We start from the raw sequence: 16,798 nt of genomic DNA, 5'->3' as shown, positions 1-16,798 counted from the left end.
TCCTCGCCCGCATCCATGCCCGCCCGGCCTATCACCGCGCGCTGGAGCAGGGCGGCCCGTATGAGCTTCTGAAATAGCCAGTCGTGATTGACTGGACCGCAGTTGACTGGGCCGCCGCGCACCCTAGCTGATCCACAGCAGGAGGCGCGCCATGACCCTGTCCGTGAAGCAGCCCGGCAAGCTACCCCATAAGCTACCGGGCCCGGACCATCCGATCACCATCACGCCGCATGCCGGCCGCGTGCGCGTGACCTTCAACGGCCAGGTGGTGGCCGAGACCACGCGCGCCCTGCGCCTGCAGGAAGCCAGCTATCCGCCGGTCTTCTACATCCCGCGCGAGGATGCGATCATGGCGCTGTATCGGCGCAGCAATCACGCCAGCCATTGCCCCTATAAGGGCGAAGCCAGCTATTACACGCTGGATGCCGGCGGCCAGCAGGCGGCGAATGCGGTGTGGAGCTACGAGCAGCCCTATCCGGCGATGGCGCAGATCGCCGGTCATCTCGCCTTCTACCCCGACCGGGTCGACGCCATTGCGGCACTGGACGACTGAACCGTCAGGCCTTGCGGCGGCGCGGTGCCTTGGCCGCCTGGGTGATTGATTTGGCGCCGGCCGGCTTGGTTGGCCTAGTTGGTGGTGCCAGCAGGATTTCGGCCAGCCGCTCGATCTTCGGCTGCGGCGCGCCCTTGCGCCAGACCAGCAGCGTGCGCGCGGCATCGAACGGCTTGTCCAGCGCATGCACGCGCAGGCGGTCCTGCGCGGCATAGGAGTCTAGCACGCTGCGCGGCATCAGCGCCACGCCCATGCCGGCGACGATGCAGCCCAGCATGGTGTGATAGGAGGCCAGCTCGACCACGCGCTCGATCGCCACGCCATCGCGGGCGAACCAGCGTTCCAGGCGCTCGCGATGCGGACAGCCGGGATGGAAGGCGAGCATGCTGCGGTGCTTCAGGTCGCGCGCGCTGCGGATCGGCGCCTGTGCGCGATCCGACACCAGCACCAGCGCCTCGTTGAACACCGCCACGCTTTCAAGTCGGACATCGCTCACCGGCTCGGCCACCAGCGCGGCATCCAGCTGGCCGGCCAGCACGGCGGCGATCAGATCACGTGGCGATCCGGTGCCGAGCTCGATGGCGACCTCGGGGAAACGCCGGTGATAGTCGCTGAGCGGGCCGGGCAGGCGCACGCCGGCGGTGCTTTCCATCGTGCCGATGCGCAGCACGCCGCGCGGCTCCGTGACATGCAGCGCCTGTTTCGCCTCCTCGGCCAAGCCAAGCAGGCGCTCGGCGTAATCCAGCAGGATGCGGCCGGCCGGCGTCAGCCGCAGGCGGCGATGTTCGCGGATGAACAGCGCCGCCTGCAGGTCTGCTTCCAGCTTGTGAATGCGGGCCGTGACGTTGGACTGCACGCGATGCAGGCGCTTCGCCGCATGGGTGACCCCGCCGGCCTCGACCACGGTACGGAAGACATGTAGGTCGGATAATTCCATATTCTCAATTCCAGATTATATCGTTCTTTATAATTCATTTTACGTGATGTAATCCGCGACGCAATATCCGCCGCGAAGAAACCCTTTCCACGGAGACGACAATGATCCTGGTGGCTTTCAGAAGCCGGCTGCGGCCGGAGCACGAGACGGAATACAGGGCGATGGCGCAGGAGCTGGCGCCACAGGCCATGGCGATACCAGGCTACATCGCGCACAAGACCTTCGTCGCCGAGGACGGCGAACGGCTGACGCTGGTGGAATATGAAAGCCAGGAGGCGATGCAGGCCTGGGGGCGGCACGGCGCCCATGCCGTCGCCAAACGCGAAGGCCGGCAGCGGTTCTTCTCGGAATTCCGCGTCCAGATCTGCAATATCCTGCGCGATCACGGCAGCAGGCCGCGCCCCGGCGCCACGCCATATTACTGAACGCGCATCTCTGCTATCCAGAGTGGGCGACGGCGAATCGGTGCCGCGCCTTTCATTCCGTGGGCATGGCAGAGATTTCACGCGCAGAGACTTCAATGGCCGCGGCCGAAGCCGCGCTGCATAAAGTCTTCGGTTTCGAGCGGTTCCGCGCCGGCCAGGCCGAGATCGTGCAGACGCTGCTGAACGACGAGGATGTGCTGGCGGTGATGCCGACCGGCAGCGGCAAGTCGCTATGCTACCAGCTGCCGGCCATCCTGCGCGGCGGGCTGACCGTGGTGGTCTCGCCGCTGATCGCACTGATGCGCGACCAGGTGAGGCAGCTGCAGGGCTTCGGCGTGAATGCCGGCAGCCTGAATTCCGCCATGGACGAGGCCGAGCGCCAGCGCGTGATGGGTGGCCTGCGCGACGGCAGCCTGCGGTTGCTTTACGTGGCACCCGAGCGCCTGGTGCGCGACGATACCGTGGCTTTGCTGCGCAATGCCGGGGCTTCGCTGCTGGCCATTGACGAGGCCCATTGCGTGTCGCAATGGGGCCATGACTTCCGCCCGGAATACCTGGCTTTGGGTGGCATCCGCGCCGAGCTGGGCAACATCCAGACCATCGCGCTGACCGCCACCGCCGATGCGCCCACGCGCGCCGACATCGTGGCCAAGCTGTTCGGCGATGAGCGTCGCCCGCGCGAATTCATCCGCAGCTTCGACCGCCCCAACCTGCATCTGATGATGCAGCCGAAATCCTCAGCCAAAAAGCAGATCGGCGATTTCATCGCCGCGCGACGGGGCCTGAGCGGCATCGTCTACTGCGCTTCGCGCAAACGCACGGAGGACCTGGCCGCCGGATTGCAGGCCATGGGGCACGACGCCATCGCCTATCATGCAGGCATGGAGCCGCGCGCCCGCGACGCGGCACAGGACCGCTTTCTGGCCGAGGATGGCGTGGTGATGGTGGCGACCGTGGCTTTTGGCATGGGCATCGACAAGCCCGACGTGCGTTACGTGTGTCATGCCGACCTGCCGCGCAACGTGGAAGCCTATTACCAGGAAATCGGCCGCGCCGGGCGCGACGGCCTGCCGGCCGAGACGCTGACGCTGTATGGCCTGGACGACATGCGCCTGCGCCGTCTGCAGATCGAAGAGGGCGACACGCCGCCGGAGCGCAAGCGTATCGAGCGCCAGCGTTTCAACGCGCTGATCGCGCTCTGCGAAAGTCCGCGCTGTCGCCGGCAGACGTTACTTGCTTACTTCGGGGAGGAGAGCCAGCCCTGCGGCAACTGCGACCTGTGCCAGGAGGGCGTGGCGCGCTTCGACGGCAGTGTGGAGGCGCAGAAGGTGATGTCGGCCATCGCCCGCACGGGGCAGCGTTTCGGCACCGAGCATATCGTGCAGGTCCTGCTGGGCAACAGCACGGAGGCCATCCTGCGCCACGAGCATGACCGGCTGCCCACTTTCGGCGTGGGCAAGGACCGTGATGCCAATGCCTGGCGCTCGATCCTGCGGCAGATCTACGGCGCCGGCCTGATCGACCTGGATATCGCCGGTTTCGGCGGCTGGTTCATCACCGATGCCGGCCGCGCCGTGCTGAAAGGCCAGCAGCGCGTGGAGCTGCGCTCGGAAAGCCTGCAAGCCGGTAAACGCAATACGGCGAAATCAAAATCCTCGGCGGCCGAGATTGCGCTGTCGGGGCCAGACCAGGTGCTGCTGGCGGCGCTGAAAGATCTGCGCCGGCGTTATGCCAGCGAATTGCAGCAGCCGGCCTATGTGATTTTTTCCGACCGCACGCTGATCGAGCTGGCGGTGAAACGGCCGCGCACCTTGTGGCGCATGAGCGACATCCACGGCATCGGCCAGGCCAAGCTGGACCGTTTTGGCCAGGCTTTCCTCGATGTGGTGCTGGCCCATGACGAGCCGGCGGAGAGCGCCGCCGACTGAGCGTCAGCCTGCCACGATGACGGCGATCTCGGCGGCTGTCGCCTGCGCCTGGCGGATCGGCAAGAGCGGCCAGACATGGATCATGCCGGGCTGTTCCACATAGTGCAGCGGCACGCCCTCGCGTCTGGCGCGGTCGCGCAGGTCGCGGCAATCGGGCAGCAGGATGTCGCGCGTGCCGATATAGAGGCTGATGCGGCCCAGTCCCTGCAATGGTCCGTTGATCGGGCTGATGCGCGGATCATTCGGATCGTCGCCGGCGGCCCAGAGGCGGGCGGCCTCCAGCGCGCCGGGCACTGCCAGCCAGGGATCAAACGGCTGCACGGCGGGGATGCCGGGATTGCGCGCCGTGACCTCCAGCCAGGGCGAGATCAGCACGATGTCGCGCGGCTGCGGCAGGTTCTGCGCAGCCAGGGTCTGCGCCAGCGCGAGCGCCAGCCCGCCGCCGGCACTATCGCCCGAGAGCACCAGATTTTCCGGCGCGGTTTCAGTTGCCAGTTTGCGGTAAACTTCGGTGACGAAGGGAAATGCCGCGCGCCAGTTGCCTTCGGGCGCCAGCGGATAGATCGGGATGGTGATGCTGCAGCCGGTGCTGGCAGCGATGCCGGCCAGGAATTTCCAGTGATGCGCGGTGAGGCCCGAGACATAGGCGCCGCCATGCAGGTGCAGCAGCCGCACCGCCGAGTGACGGCCCTTGGGCGATAGCGTGTAAACACGGCGGCCAAGAATATCCTCGCGCTGGATGATGAAGTCGCGCGCGATGGCGGCCGGCGGCTCGTGACTGAAATTGCGGCGCTCCTTCGCGATTTCGCGGTGCAGGTTCTCGACCGAACGGAATTTGCGCGTGCGCCCGGTGAAGCGCAGATAGGCGATGACCAGCGGCAGGGGCAGGGTGGCCATGTCAGGCCGCGATCTCGCAGATCACCGGCGTATGGTCGGAGGCCTTCTCCCGGCCGCGCGGTTCGCGGTCGATCTCGCAGCTTACCAGCCGGTCGGCCAGTTGCGGCGAGAGCAAAAAGTGGTCGATGCGCAGGCCGTTATTCTTCGGCCAGCAGCCCGCCTGGTAGTCCCAGAAGCTGTAATCCACCTTGCGCGGATGCAGCGCGCGCCAGGCCTCGGTGAGGCCCAGATTGAGCAGCCGGCGCCAGGCCCTGCGGCTGCCGGGCGCGCAAAGCGCATCCTCGGCGAAGCCGACCGGGTCGAACACATCCACATCGGTGGGGCAGATGTTGAAATCGCCGGCCATCAGAAAGGGCGTCTCGGCGGCCAGCAGATTTGCCGCGCGCTGATGCAGGCGCTCCATCCAGCGCAGCTTGTACTCGTATTTCTCGCCCGGGCGCGGATTGCCATTGGGCAGGTAGAGGCCGCAGATCGTAATGCCGGCGATGTCGGCCTCGATGTAACGGGCCTGCTCGTCGGTATCCTCGCCATCCAGCCGGATGCGCACGGCATCGGGTTTGGTCAGGCTCAACAGCGCGACGCCGTTATAACTTTTCTGACCGTGGGTATGGACGACATAGCCCATGCTCTCGAATTCCAGGCGCGGGAAATCGGCGTCCTGGCATTTGATTTCCTGCAGCAGCAGCACGTCGGGCTTGGCCGCCCGCGTCCAGTCGGTGACGTTGGCCAGGCGGGCCTTGATTGAATTGACATTCCAGGTGGCGATTCTCATGGCCGCAGCTTAGCCGATTGTCAGGCTTTTGCGACCGCGTCCAGCAGGCCGGATGCCTTGACCACGGTACAATATTCGCCATTGAGGTTGGCCAGCGACATGGCATGCACCTCTTCGGCGCTGCGCAGTACGCCGCGCCAGTCCCGCCGGGCGAAGGCAAAGCAGGCGTCTTCGACCAAGAACGCGCGGAACCCGAGGTTGCCAGCCATCCTGACCGTGGCTTCGACCGAATTGTTGGTGACGACGCCGGCGATCACCAGCGTGTCGATCCCGGCCTCGCGGAGGCGGTTTTCCAGTCCGGTGCCGATGAAGGCGCTGTTGGTGCGCTTCGGGATCACGATCTCGCCGGCCAGCGGCGCCACGGCGGGTTTGAAGTCGTTGCCGGGCTGGCCCGGCCGGTAGGCGGAGTCAGGCAGGGAGGAATCATGCCGGATGTGGAAGACGGGCCGGCGGGCATGGCGCCAGGCCGACAGCAATGCGGCGACGGTGGTTTCAGCATCCGGATTGTTCCGCGGGCCCTCGGCGGCGTGATAGGGCGCGTCGATGGCCTGCTGCAGGTCGATCACCAGCAGCGCCGCGTTCGGCGGCAGGGTTATGCCGGGCCGGGAAATGTCAGACCGAGAAGGAATTGCCGCAGCCGCAGCTCTGCTGGGCCAGCGGGTTGGCAATGCGGAAACCGGCGCCCGAGAGGTCTTCCACGAAATCGACCTCCGAGCCGCGCAGATAGTCCAGCGACACGCTATCCACCAGCAGGCGGGCGCCGTCACGCTCGATCACCACGTCATCGGCCGTGGGAGCCTCGTCCAGGGTGAAGCTGTACTGGAAACCCGAGCAGCCGCCGCCCGAGACGCTGATGCGCAAAGCCAGCGCCGGATTGCCCTCCGATTCGGCCACCTTGCGGATGCGCCGGGCGGCCGAGGCGCTCAGGATCACCGCCGAATCCGGCTGTTGTGCCGGGGCGGGAGCGGCCATCTGGCCGGCAGTCTGGGCTGGAGCGTCGCTCATCGGGGGTTTACACTCGGTTTACCAATAATTTGCCACATTGCATGAGCAATTTAGGGACCCGTGCGCGGAAGTCAATTTCGCCCGGTGATATCGTGCGGGTGCGTTGCGGCTGGGATAGGCAGCCGGTAGTGTCCGCCCCGATTCAAGGACTTACAGAAAAGCCTTCCAGCATGAACGTTTTCACCGATTTCCGCCGCGCCATCATGGCCGCCGTGCACGCCCTGTCGGAACAGGGCGTGCTGGCCGGGGAATTGCCGCTTTCAGCCATCGCGGTCGAGCCGCCGCGCGATCCCGCCCATGGCGACCTGGCGACCAACGTGGCCATGGTGCTGGGCAAGCCGGCCGGCATGGCGCCGCGCGCGCTGGCCGAGAAGCTGAAACCCCTGCTGGAAGCCCATCCGGCCGTCACCGCCGTGGAGATTGCCGGCCCGGGTTTCATCAACCTGCGGCTCAAGCCCGAGCATTGGCAGCAGCAGGTGGCCGTGATCCTGCGCGCCGGCCAGGCCTATGGCGATAGCGATATCGGCCAGGGCGAGCCGGTGAACGTGGAATACGTCTCGGCCAATCCGACCGGCCCGATGCATGTGGGCCATTGCCGTGGCGCCGTGTTTGGCGACGCGCTGGCCGCCCTGCTGGACAAGGCCGGCTTCCAGGTGGCGCGCGAATACTACATCAACGATGCCGGGGCCCAGGTGGACGTGCTGGCACGCTCGGCCCATCTGCGCTACCGCGAGGCGTTGGGCGAGAGCATCACCATCCCCGAGGGCCTGTATCCGGGCGACTACCTCAAAGCTGTTGGCAAGCGCTTAGCTGAAGTCCACGGGGCTCATTTTATTGGTAAGCCTGAAAGCGAATGGCTCTCCACATTCAAAGCAGATGCAGTGTCTGCCATGATGGAGATTATCAGAGGCGATCTAGCTGCTTTGGGTATAAACCATGCGATCTTTACCTCTGAGCTGGCTTTGCATACGAGCGGTAAAATAAATGACGCTTTCAACCGTCTGGTGGAAAAAGGTCTGATCTATACCGGCGTGCTGGAACCACCCAAGGGCAAGACGCCTGACGATTACGAGGCGCGGCCGCAGGTGTTGTTCAAAGCCAGTGAATTCGGCGACGAGACTGACCGGCCGCTGAAGAAGTCGGATGGGTCGTGGACCTATTTCGGTGCCGACATCGCCTATCATGACGACAAGTACCGGCGCGGCTTCAGGCAGATGATCGACGTCTGGGGCGCCGACCATGGCGGCTATGTCAAGCGTATGAAGGCGGCCGTGAAGGCCATGTCGAACGGTGAAGCCGAGCTGGATGTCAAGCTGGTGCAGATGGTGAACCTGCTGGATGGCGGCCAGCCGGTGAAAATGTCCAAACGGGCCGGCACGTTCGTGACGCTGCGCGATGTTGTAGATGAAGTGGGCAAGGATGTCGTGCGCTTCATCATGCTGACGCGCAAGAATGACGCGCAGCTCGATTTCGATTTCAAGAAGGTGACCGAACAGTCGAAGGACAATCCGGTTTTTTATGTGCAGTATGCCCATGCGCGCATCTGCTCGGTTTTGCGCAATGCCGTTTCGGAAGCGCCGGATATCGACACCGAGGATGGCGCCCTGGCGCAGGCCGACATGGGCAGGCTGTCGCATCCGGCCGAACTGGCGCTGGTCAAGCTGCTGGCCGGCTGGCCGCGCCTGGTGGAGTCTGCGGCGGAAGCGCATGAACCGCATCGCGTGGCGTTTTACCTGCAGGATGTGGCCGCGGCTTTCCATGGCCTGTGGAATGTCGGCCGCGACGATACCAGCGCGCGGTTCCTGATCGCCGAGGATCTGCCCCTGACGCGGGCGCGGCTGGCCATGCTGCGCGCCGTGGCTCTGGTGATCGCATCGGGATTGTCGGTGATGGGCGTGACGCCCGTCGAAGAGATGAGGTGAGAGTATGAGCGACCTGCGCAGCGACCGGGGCTCGCGCCCGGTGCCGGGCGAACCGGAACGGGTTCCCGCCAGCCCGAAGAAGATCATCACCGCCGCGATCGCGCTGGGCGCCGTGGCGGCCTTCGGCATCGGCATCTGGTTTGCCTATGACCAGGGCGTGAAGCGCGGCGCCTCGGGTGCGCCGCCGCTGATCCGCGCCGACCAGGGGCCGACCAAGGTGGCGCCGGAAAATCCCGGCGGCATGCAGGTGCCCAACCAGGACAAGCAGATTTACGAGCGCCTTGGCGGCAACGGACAGCAGCAGGCGGCCGGCACCGAGAAGCTGCTGCCGCCGCCTGAGCGGCCCAGCGCGGCGCCGACGCAGCCGAATGCCGTCACCGTGCCGAACCGGCCGGCGCCGGCGACCGTGCCCGGCCAGTCTCCAGTCCAGTCTCCGGTCCAGTCTTCCGGCCTGCCGAACCGCACCGACGCGCCGAGCCCCTCGGCCGTGACCACGCCGGCTCCCTCGCAGCCGGTTGCGCCGAAGGCCGAAGAAAAGCCGGCGGCAACGCCAGCGCCCGCGACGCGCGCGCCTGCCCAGGCCGCCACCACGCCCGCGCCGGCTGCGACGCCGAAAGTGACCGCGACGCCGGGCGGCAGCGCGAAGATCCAGCTCGCCTCGCTGAAGGACCAGGCGGCGGCACAGGCGACCTGGTCGCAGCTGCAGAAGAAATTCCCCGACATCCTCGGCGGGCTGACGCCGTCCTATGAGAAAGTGGAGATTGCCGGCAAGGGCACCTTCATCCGCCTGCAGGCCGGCCCGCTGAAGGATCGCGTCACGGCGCAGAATGCCTGCCAGCAGCTGGCCGCCAAGAACCAGGGCTGCATTGTTGTCGGGCGATAACATGTCGAGTGCCGGGATCGACTGGGGCAGTTTCGCCCCGGTCGTGGTCGGCTGCGCCGGCCAACAGCTGACGGCGGAGGAGCGCGTGTTGTTCGGCGTGCGCAAGCCGCTGGGTCTGATCCTGTTCGCGCGCAACATCGACAACCCGGCGCAGATGAGGGCGCTGATCGCCGATTTCCGTGGCGTGGTCGGCAATCCGCTGGCGCCGGTGCTGATCGACCAGGAAGGCGGCCGCGTCGCCCGGCTGAAGCCGCCGCACTGGCCGAAATTTCCGCCCGGCGCCGTGTTCGGCAGTCTGTATCGCCGCGATCGCAAGGCCGGCGAAGAGGCGGCCTATCTGAATTACCGCGCCATCGGCGCCGAGCTGGCAGCCCTTGGCATCGATGTGGATTGCGCCCCGGTGGCCGATCTTCCCATCGAAGGCGCCCATGACGTGATCGGCGACCGCGCCTATGGCCGCGACGCCGAAACCGTGATCGCGATTTCCCGCGCCGTGATGCGGGGCCTGGCCGAGGCCGGCGTACTGCCGGTGATCAAGCATATTCCCGGCCATGGCCGTTCGCATACCGACAGCCATCTCGACCTGCCGGTGGTGGATACCGACCGCGGCACGCTGGAACGCAGCGATTTTGCGCCCTTCGTGGCCCTGCGCGATGCACCTTGGGCCATGACGGCCCATATCGTTTACACAGCGCTGGATGCGACACTGCCGGCCACGCTGTCGCCAACCGTGATCGGCCAGACGATCCGCGGCCAGATCGGCTTCGATGGCGTGCTGATCTCCGACGACCTGACCATGAAGGCCCTGAAGGGCTCGCCGGCGGAAACCGGCGTCGCCTCGCTGCGCGCCGGTTGCGACCTGGTGCTGCATTGCTCGGGCAGCCTGCCGGAAATGCAGGCGCTGTTCGCGGCCCTGCCGGCGATGACCGAACGGGCGGCGCAGCGCGTGGCGGCGGCGCGTGCCAGCCTGCCGGCCCGGCCGGCTGGCTTCAGCGAGGCGGACAAGGCGCAGCTGGCCGAACTGCTGGCCAGCGTCGCCGCGGCATGATGGGCGATATCGGCGGCTTCCTGTTCGCGGCTTCCGGCTGGGTGCTGCCGGCCCTGCTGGCAATCACCCTGCACGAGGCGGCCCATGGCTGGGTGGCCTGGCAACTGGGCGACGACACCGCCAAGCGGCTGGGCCGGGTGAGCTTTAACCCGCTGCGCCATGTCGACCCGATGGGCACGATTATCGTCCCGGGCATGCTGCTGCTGTTCAAGGCGCCGTTCCTGTTCGGCTGGGCCAAGCCGGTGCCGGTGAACTACTGGAAGCTGCCGTCGCCGCGCCGCGACATGGCCATCGTCGCCATCGCCGGGCCGGGCATCAACCTGGTACAGGCCTATGCGGCCATGCTGCTGTTCCACCTGTTGCCCCTGTTTGGTGGCGCGGCGGATGCGTGGATTGCCGATAATCTTGAAAATGCTATAGCTATCAATCTGATATTATGTGTTTTTAACATGATACCTCTGCCGCCGCTGGATGGCGGCCGGGTGGCGGTCGGCTGGTTGCCGCTGCCGCTGGCACAGCCCTTGGCCCGGCTGGAGCCCTATGGCATGGTCATCCTGCTGATTCTGCTGCTGGTCGTCCCGCTGGCGGCCCGTGAATTCGGCTCCGACTGGAACCCGCTGTTCGAGCTGATCACCCCGATCGTCGTCGGCCTGCGGGATATCCTGCTTGAGTTGTCCGGGCATAGCGGTTAACACCGCGAGCCAATTTGATATTTGGGCCAACCTGGATTGAGGCCGTGACCGAAGCCACTGACACCCCCGTTGCCCCCGCCGCCGATTCATTCGAACCGGCGCATCGCGACGGCTTGGCCGAAGGGGGCGAGGGCGTTCGCGTTGGCGAGCAATTCGTTCTCAGCCTCGACGTCTTCGAAGGCCCGCTCGACGTGTTGCTGGCGCTGGCCCGCGACCAGAAGGTGGACCTGCGCAAGATCTCGATCCTGGCGCTGGCCGAGCAGTACCTGATTTTCATCGCCGAACTGCGCAAGGTGCGCATCGAGATCGCCGCCGATTACCTGGTGATGGCCGCCTGGCTGGCCTACCTGAAGTCGCGCCTGCTGGTGCCCGAGCCGGAGAAGGAGGGTGAGCCCTCCGGCGCCGACATGGCGGCGCGCCTGGCGCTGCAGCTGCAGAAGCTGGAATCCATGCGCCGCGTGGCGGACCAGTTGATGAACCGCAATCAGGTCGGCCTGGCGATGTTCCTGCGTGGCAAGCCGGAAGGCGTGCGGGTGATCCGCAAGTCGGTCTACAACGCCACGCTTTACGAGCTGCTCAAGGCCTATGCGGAATTCCGCGCCTCGAAGGGTTCGACGGAAGTGCTGACCATGAAGATGGCGCGCCGTCGCATCGTCTCGGTGGAGGAAGCCCTGGCGCGCCTGCGCAACATGATCGGCCAGATCCCCGACTGGGCGACCCTGCAGGCCTTCCTGCCGATCGACCTGGACGACCCGTTCACCGTGAAGTCGGCCCTGGCCTCGACCTTCAATGCCAGCCTGGAAATGGCCAAGCAGGGTCTGATCGAGCTTCGCCAGGTGCAGACCTTCGGCCCCATCTATATCCGCCGCGGCCAGGGCAATATGCCGGCCGAGGCCGTTACCAATCCTGAAGAGTAAGGCGTCATGCAGTCCAACGATGCGCAGCCGGCCGACGAGCGGCTGGACGAAGAGATCGAAACCGTAGCCGCCGAGTCCGAAACTCCGGACGAGGATTCCGAGGCTATGGAATACGCCTCCGCCGCCGTGCCGAAGCGCGACGCGGATGACGATGATGATTCGGATGACGACGACGATTTCGACGACGACGATGACGATGACTCGGATGACGATGATTCGGATGATGACGACGGCGACGATGATGATTCCGACGAGGATGAGTCAGACGAAGACGAAGAAGAGGCTGACGACGAGGCGGATGAGGCCGTAACGGCCGAGGCCCCGCCGGCGAAGCCAGCCCGGGCGCGCAAGGCTGCCGCCGCGTCTTCCGATGATGAATCCGGGGAAGAAGAGGCCGGCCCGGCGCTGACCGACGAGGAGCGCGAGGCCGCCTTTGCCGCCGCGATCCGCATGGCCGAAGCTTTGCTGTTCGCTGCCGCCGAGCCGCTGGACGAAGCCACCCTGCGCAAGCGTATGCCCCGGGGCACCCGGGTGCCGGCCGTGCTGGCCGCCCTGGAAGACCAATACCGCCCGCGCGGCGTGAACCTGAAGAAGGTCGCCGGCCGCTGGGCCTTCATGACCGCGCCGGACCTGCAGCATATGCTGGAGGAGCATCGCCAGGTGCAGCGCAAGCTATCCCGCGCCGCCATCGAGACGCTGGCTATCATCGCCTATCACCAGCCCTGCACCCGTGCCGAGATCGAGGATATCCGTGGCGTGTCGTTGAGCCGGGGCACGCTGGACGTGCTGATGGAAGCCAACTGGGTGAAGGTGCGCGGCCGCCGCCGCGTGCCGGGCCGCCCGGTCACTTATGGCATCACCGACGAATTCCTGGTGCATTTCGGCCTGGAAAGCGCCGATGCGCTGCCGGGCATCGAGGAACTGCGCGCCTCCGGCCTGCTGGAAGCCCTGCCGGCCTCGGGTGGCATCCCGATGCCGGGCGAGGCGCTGGATGCCGCCCCGGAGGATCCGCTGGACGAGGATGACGACGGCCGCGAGTACCTGGAGCCGCTGGTGGACGAAGAGGCCGACTCCAAGAAGGCCGAAGCCCAGGCCAGGGACCAGGCCGGGGCCAAAGCTGAGGCAGAGCCATCCGACGGCAATGCCTGATCCTTCGGGGAAGGATGCAGGGCTCGACCTGATCGGGGTGAGCCACCGTTACGGCGCCCGCCTGGCCGTCGACAATGTCAGCCTGAAGGTCGCCCGCGGCGAAATCCTCGGCCTGCTCGGCCCATCCGGCTGCGGCAAATCCACGACATTGCGGCTGGCGGCCGGTCTGGAAGACCTGCAGCAGGGCGAAGTGCGCATCGGCGGCGAGGTCATGGCGGGGGCCGGCCGTGCCGTGCCGACCGAGCAGCGCCATGTCGGCATGGTGTTTCAGGACCATGCGCTGTTTCCGCATCTGAGCGTGGCCGACAACATCGCTTTTGGTTTGGGCAGGTTGCCGGCCGGTGAGCGCCGGGGACGGGCCGAGTACTGGGCCGGCCGGCTGGGGCTGGCGGCGCATATCGACAGTTATCCGCATCGCCTGTCTGGCGGCGAGCAGCAGCGCGTGGCGCTGGCGCGCGCCATGGCGCCCGAACCGCGCGTCATGCTGCTGGACGAACCATTTTCCAGCCTCGACAGCCGGCTGCGCGACCAGATCCGCGATGAAACCGTGGAAGTGCTGAAACAGGCCGGCACGGCCACCCTGCTGGTGACCCACGACCCGGAAGAAGCCATGCGCATGGGCGACCGCATTGCCATCATGCAGGCCGGCCGCATCGAGCAGATCGACACGCCCGACAAGGTCTATGCCGCGCCGGCGACGCCTTTCGTGGCGCGATTCTTGAGCGAGACCAACGAAATCGCCCTGAAGGTGACCGGCGGCCGGGTCGAAACGCCGTTCGGCATTCTACCGGCGCGCCACCTGGCCGAGGGCAGCAACGCCCTGCTGATGTTCCGGCCTGAAGCCTTGCAGGAACGCGAAACCGGCGCCGGCCTGGCGCTGCGGGTGGAGCGGGCGACGGCGCTGGGCGCCTATCGCCGGCTGGAGGTGAGCAGTGGCGCGCTGCGCTTTGCCGCGCGCCTGCCTGCCGGACCGCTGCCAGCAGCGGGATCGACCCTGCATTTCGGGCTTAATCCGGATTTTTGCTTCATTTTTCCGGCGGCCTGAGGCGGTTTCCCGCGGCACGAAGTTGGGGGCGGAAGATTGCCTTGGGCGCGCTATCTCTGCCATAGTGCGCCCTTGCAGCGGCAGGCGCCGCCCGGCAGCAGGGCGGCCTCTCGCAGGAGGAGATAAGGGTATGGGTAGCTTCAGTTTCTGGCACTGGCTGATTGTCCTGCTGGTGATCCTGATCATCTTCGGCGCCGGCAAGCTGCCGAAGGTGGCCGGTGATCTGGCCTCGGGTATCAAGAATTTCCGCAAGGGCATGTCCGAGGATGACAAGGACAAGGATAAGCAGGCCGGCACGCCGCCTGTGATCAACCAGCAGAATCAGCCGACCGGCGGCGCCGCGTCCGGCAGCGCCCAGAGCGCTCAGCCGGCCGACAAGACCGCGCAGCATTGATCATGGACCGCCGCGGCGGAACCGCCGGCGCGGTGCAGCAGCAGGAAGCAGCGTAGGCGGCGATGTTCGACATTGCCTGGTCGGAACTGGGAGTGATCGCGGTGGTGGCGCTGGTCGTCATCGGCCCGAAAGACCTGCCCAAAGTGTTGCGCACGGTAGGCCAGTGGACCGCCAAGGCGCGCTCCATGGCCCGCGAATTCCAGAGCGGCCTCGACGACATGGTGCGCGAGGCCGATCTGGATGATTTGCGCAAGGCGGCCAAGCAGGTCAGCGATTTCTCGATCGAGAACGAAGTGAAAAAGACCTTCGATCCCGATGGTTCGCTGGAAAAGCAGTTCGCCGAGCATAACCAGGCGATCATGGATGCGACCCGGGATGTCTCGGCCGACATTTCCGGTCCGGCAGCCACGCCGATTGCCGATCCCGGCCCGGCCGCTGCTCCCGCCGAACCGGCCCCGGCCGAAACCACCGATGCTGCCGCGGCCAAACCCGAGATCAAACCGTGAGTGAGCCTGACGCCAAGCCGGAAGACGAGGTGGAAGCCTCGCGCATGCCGCTGCTCGATCACCTGATCGAGCTGCGCAACCGCCTGATGTATTCGATCGGCGCCATCTTCATCGCCTTCTGTGTCTGCTATTTCTTCGCGCCGCAGATCTACAACATCCTGATGCATCCGCTGATCGAGGCGGTCGGCGTGGAAGGCCGGCGCATGATCTTCACCGCGCCGCAGGAAGCCTTTTTCACGCAAGTCAGGCTGGCCTTCTGGGCCGCGGCCCTGATCAGCTTCCCGGTGATCGCCAGTCAGGTCTGGATGTTCGTTGCCCCGGGCCTGTACAGGGACGAGAAGAAAGCCTTTCTGCCTTTCCTGGTCGCAACCCCGGTGCTGTTCGCCATCGGCGGCAGCTTCGTCTACTATTTCATCATGCCGCTGGCGTTGAAATTCTTCGCCGGTTTCGAGACCCTGGGCGGCGCGGATACCCTGCCGATCCAGCTCGAAACCAAGGTGAGCGAATACCTCTCGCTGGTGATGACGCTGATCTTCGCCTTCGGCATCGCCTTCGAGCTGCCGGTGCTGCTCACCCTGCTGGGCAAGGTTGGCATCGCCAGCTCGGCCGGCCTGGCGGCCAAGCGCAAATACGCCATCGTCGGCATGTTCATTTTCGCCGCCGTGGTGACGCCGCCCGACGTGATCAGCCAGGTCGGCCTAGCCGTGCCACTGATCCTGCTTTACGAAATCTCCATCCTTTCGGTGAAAATGATCGAGCGCGACCGCGCCAAGCGGGAGGCCGAGGAAAAGGCCGCCGCCGAGCAGGCCGAAAAGGACGAAGCCGGCCCGTCGCCGGCCGCTTGAAGGTAGTTCACCATGCATGACATCAAAGCGATCCGGGACAATCCGGAAGCCTTCGACCGGGCGATTGCCCGCCGGGGCGTGGCCGCGCAGGCCCAGACCCTGATCGAGCTGGACAAGAAGCGCCGTACCGCGCAGGTCGAATTCGACGAGATGCAGGGCAAACGCAACGCGCTGTCGAAGGAAATCGGTATTGCCAAGGGCAAGAAGGACGAGGCCCGCGCCACGGAATTGATGGCCGAAGTCGCCGCGCTGAAGGATCGCCTCGCCGCGCTGGAAACCGAGCAGAAGGAGCATGAGGCGGCGCTGGCCGATGCGCTGTCGCGCATTCCGAACCTGCCGGCCGACGACGTGCCCGAGGGCCTGGACGAGAAAAGCAATGTCGAGCTGCGCCGCACCGGCGCGCCCAAGACTTACAGCTTCAAGCCGCAGGAGCATTTCGACCTCGGCGAGGCGCTGGGCTACATGGATTTCGCATCCGGCGTGAAACTGGCCGGCGCGCGCTTCACCGTGCTGAAGAGCCAGCTCGCGCGACTGGAGCGTGCTCTCGGGCAGTTCATGCTCGACCTGCACACCACCGAATTCGGCTATACCGAAATGCAGCCGCCGATGCTGGTGAACGACGCCACGGCATTCGGCACCGGCCAGCTGCCGAAATTCGGCGACGACCTGTTCCGCACCACCACCGGCTACTGGCTGATCCCGACGGCGGAAGTGCCGCTGACCAATCTGGCGCGCGACCTGATCATCGACGAAAGCGAGCTGCCCTGGCGCTTCACCGCGCTGACGGCCTGCTTCCGCTCGGAAGCAGGCGCGGCCGGCCGAGATACGCGCGGCATGATCCGCCAGCACCAGTTCGACAAGGTGGAGCTGGTGAGCATCG

Annotated in this window: 19 protein-coding genes; 14 read left to right on the top strand and 5 right to left on the bottom strand. The window is 66.0% G+C overall.

What is annotated here, in order from left to right:
• Positions 1–151: 151 nt before the first annotated feature.
• Complete coding sequence (locus tag Q1J79_RS14495) at positions 152–553, top strand: DUF427 domain-containing protein (RefSeq protein WP_300301656.1); 402 nt, start codon at positions 152–154, stop codon at positions 551–553.
• 4 nt (positions 554–557) lie between these two features.
• Here Q1J79_RS14495 and Q1J79_RS14490 read toward each other — a convergent pair whose 3' ends face one another.
• Entirely contained in the window at positions 558–1,490 is a 933-nt protein-coding gene (locus tag Q1J79_RS14490; RefSeq protein WP_300301654.1) for a LysR family transcriptional regulator, read from the bottom strand.
• A 101-nt stretch (positions 1,491–1,591) separates the two neighbouring features.
• Between Q1J79_RS14490 and Q1J79_RS14485 the strand changes: the two genes are divergently transcribed.
• Both Q1J79_RS14485 and recQ read left to right on the top strand, forming a co-directional pair.
• Positions 1,592–1,915 carry an antibiotic biosynthesis monooxygenase gene (locus Q1J79_RS14485; protein ID WP_300301651.1) on the top strand — a complete coding sequence of 108 codons (324 nt, stop codon included), beginning with the start codon at positions 1,592–1,594 and terminating at the stop codon, positions 1,913–1,915.
• 95 nt (positions 1,916–2,010) lie between these two features.
• Positions 2,011–3,843 carry a DNA helicase RecQ gene (recQ, locus tag Q1J79_RS14480; protein ID WP_300301649.1) on the top strand — a complete coding sequence of 611 codons (1,833 nt, stop codon included), beginning with the start codon at positions 2,011–2,013 and terminating at the stop codon, positions 3,841–3,843.
• Between the two features lie 3 nt (positions 3,844–3,846).
• Here recQ and Q1J79_RS14475 read toward each other — a convergent pair whose 3' ends face one another.
• Genes Q1J79_RS14475 through erpA form a run of 4 tightly spaced genes read right to left on the bottom strand, consistent with a single transcriptional unit; the run spans position 3,847 to position 6,517 of the window.
• Positions 3,847–4,740, bottom strand: a complete 894-nt coding sequence (locus tag Q1J79_RS14475; RefSeq protein WP_300301647.1) for an alpha/beta hydrolase — start codon at positions 4,738–4,740, stop codon at positions 3,847–3,849.
• Between the two features lies 1 nt (position 4,741).
• Positions 4,742–5,512, bottom strand: a complete 771-nt coding sequence (gene xth / locus Q1J79_RS14470) for an exodeoxyribonuclease III (protein ID WP_300301644.1) — start codon at positions 5,510–5,512, stop codon at positions 4,742–4,744.
• A gap of 20 nt (positions 5,513–5,532) precedes the next feature.
• Positions 5,533–6,078, bottom strand: coding sequence for a cysteine hydrolase family protein (locus Q1J79_RS14465; RefSeq protein WP_300301642.1), 546 nt, complete (start codon positions 6,076–6,078; stop codon positions 5,533–5,535).
• 46 nt (positions 6,079–6,124) lie between these two features.
• The gene (gene erpA / locus Q1J79_RS14460; protein ID WP_300301640.1) at positions 6,125–6,517 is read right to left on the bottom strand and encodes an iron-sulfur cluster insertion protein ErpA; all 393 of its coding nucleotides are present in this window, start codon (positions 6,515–6,517) and stop codon (positions 6,125–6,127) included.
• Between the two features lie 170 nt (positions 6,518–6,687).
• Here erpA and argS point away from each other — a divergent pair, with 170 nt between their 5' ends.
• From argS to serS, 11 genes are all read left to right on the top strand, one after another.
• Positions 6,688–8,439 carry an arginine--tRNA ligase gene (gene argS, locus Q1J79_RS14455; RefSeq protein WP_300301637.1) on the top strand — a complete coding sequence of 584 codons (1,752 nt, stop codon included), beginning with the start codon at positions 6,688–6,690 and terminating at the stop codon, positions 8,437–8,439.
• A gap of 4 nt (positions 8,440–8,443) precedes the next feature.
• Positions 8,444–9,322 carry an SPOR domain-containing protein gene (locus Q1J79_RS14450; protein ID WP_300301635.1) on the top strand — a complete coding sequence of 293 codons (879 nt, stop codon included), beginning with the start codon at positions 8,444–8,446 and terminating at the stop codon, positions 9,320–9,322.
• Between the two features lies 1 nt (position 9,323).
• The gene (nagZ, locus tag Q1J79_RS14445) at positions 9,324–10,370 is read left to right on the top strand and encodes a beta-N-acetylhexosaminidase (RefSeq protein ID WP_300301632.1); all 1,047 of its coding nucleotides are present in this window, start codon (positions 9,324–9,326) and stop codon (positions 10,368–10,370) included.
• Positions 10,367–11,062: a site-2 protease family protein gene (locus tag Q1J79_RS14440; protein WP_300301630.1), complete on the top strand. Its 696-nt coding sequence runs from the start codon at positions 10,367–10,369 to the stop codon at positions 11,060–11,062. Before nagZ ends, Q1J79_RS14440 begins: the two co-directional genes overlap by 4 nt.
• Before the next feature lie 44 nt (positions 11,063–11,106).
• Positions 11,107–11,979: a ScpA family protein gene (locus Q1J79_RS14435; protein WP_300301628.1), complete on the top strand. Its 873-nt coding sequence runs from the start codon at positions 11,107–11,109 to the stop codon at positions 11,977–11,979.
• A 6-nt stretch (positions 11,980–11,985) separates the two neighbouring features.
• Positions 11,986–13,128: an SMC-Scp complex subunit ScpB gene (gene scpB / locus Q1J79_RS14430; RefSeq protein WP_300301626.1), complete on the top strand. Its 1,143-nt coding sequence runs from the start codon at positions 11,986–11,988 to the stop codon at positions 13,126–13,128.
• Positions 13,121–14,173: an ABC transporter ATP-binding protein gene (locus Q1J79_RS14425; protein ID WP_300301624.1), complete on the top strand. Its 1,053-nt coding sequence runs from the start codon at positions 13,121–13,123 to the stop codon at positions 14,171–14,173. The genes scpB and Q1J79_RS14425 overlap by 8 nt, the downstream gene beginning before the upstream one ends.
• A gap of 130 nt (positions 14,174–14,303) precedes the next feature.
• Positions 14,304–14,567 (top strand): twin-arginine translocase TatA/TatE family subunit, encoded by a 264-nt coding sequence (locus Q1J79_RS14420; protein ID WP_300301622.1) that lies wholly within the window; start codon positions 14,304–14,306, stop codon positions 14,565–14,567.
• A 62-nt stretch (positions 14,568–14,629) separates the two neighbouring features.
• Entirely contained in the window at positions 14,630–15,073 is a 444-nt protein-coding gene (tatB, locus tag Q1J79_RS14415) for a Sec-independent protein translocase protein TatB (RefSeq protein WP_300301620.1), read from the top strand.
• The gene (gene tatC / locus Q1J79_RS14410; protein ID WP_300301618.1) at positions 15,070–15,918 is read left to right on the top strand and encodes a twin-arginine translocase subunit TatC; all 849 of its coding nucleotides are present in this window, start codon (positions 15,070–15,072) and stop codon (positions 15,916–15,918) included. Before tatB ends, tatC begins: the two co-directional genes overlap by 4 nt.
• Positions 15,919–15,930: 12 nt before the next feature.
• The coding region (serS, locus tag Q1J79_RS14405) for a serine--tRNA ligase (protein ID WP_300301616.1) at positions 15,931–16,798 on the top strand (868 nt) is incomplete at its 3' end.

This window comes from Ferrovibrio sp. (genome assembly GCF_029255545.1).
Classification (GTDB): Bacteria; Pseudomonadota; Alphaproteobacteria; order Ferrovibrionales; family Ferrovibrionaceae; genus Ferrovibrio.
The sequence above is the reverse complement of the archived record's forward strand: the minus strand, read 5'-3'. Positions and strand labels throughout refer to the sequence as shown.

Coding starts and splice junctions, on each gene's coding strand:
- recQ (WP_300301649.1), top strand. CDS start 2,011: ATGGCCGCGGCCGAAGCCGCGCTGCATAAAGTCTTCGGTTTCGAGCGG.
- Q1J79_RS14495 (WP_300301656.1), top strand. CDS start 152: ATGACCCTGTCCGTGAAGCAGCCCGGCAAGCTACCCCATAAGCTACCG.
- Q1J79_RS14490 (WP_300301654.1), bottom strand. CDS start 1,490: ATGGAATTATCCGACCTACATGTCTTCCGTACCGTGGTCGAGGCCGGC.
- Q1J79_RS14450 (WP_300301635.1), top strand. CDS start 8,444: ATGAGCGACCTGCGCAGCGACCGGGGCTCGCGCCCGGTGCCGGGCGAA.
- tatB (WP_300301620.1), top strand. CDS start 14,630: ATGTTCGACATTGCCTGGTCGGAACTGGGAGTGATCGCGGTGGTGGCG.
- Q1J79_RS14475 (WP_300301647.1), bottom strand. CDS start 4,740: ATGGCCACCCTGCCCCTGCCGCTGGTCATCGCCTATCTGCGCTTCACC.
- Q1J79_RS14440 (WP_300301630.1), top strand. CDS start 10,367: ATGATGGGCGATATCGGCGGCTTCCTGTTCGCGGCTTCCGGCTGGGTG.
- Q1J79_RS14425 (WP_300301624.1), top strand. CDS start 13,121: ATGCCTGATCCTTCGGGGAAGGATGCAGGGCTCGACCTGATCGGGGTG.
- Q1J79_RS14485 (WP_300301651.1), top strand. CDS start 1,592: ATGATCCTGGTGGCTTTCAGAAGCCGGCTGCGGCCGGAGCACGAGACG.
- xth (WP_300301644.1), bottom strand. CDS start 5,512: ATGAGAATCGCCACCTGGAATGTCAATTCAATCAAGGCCCGCCTGGCC.
- nagZ (WP_300301632.1), top strand. CDS start 9,324: ATGTCGAGTGCCGGGATCGACTGGGGCAGTTTCGCCCCGGTCGTGGTC.
- Q1J79_RS14420 (WP_300301622.1), top strand. CDS start 14,304: ATGGGTAGCTTCAGTTTCTGGCACTGGCTGATTGTCCTGCTGGTGATC.
- erpA (WP_300301640.1), bottom strand. CDS start 6,517: ATGAGCGACGCTCCAGCCCAGACTGCCGGCCAGATGGCCGCTCCCGCC.
- argS (WP_300301637.1), top strand. CDS start 6,688: ATGAACGTTTTCACCGATTTCCGCCGCGCCATCATGGCCGCCGTGCAC.
- scpB (WP_300301626.1), top strand. CDS start 11,986: ATGCAGTCCAACGATGCGCAGCCGGCCGACGAGCGGCTGGACGAAGAG.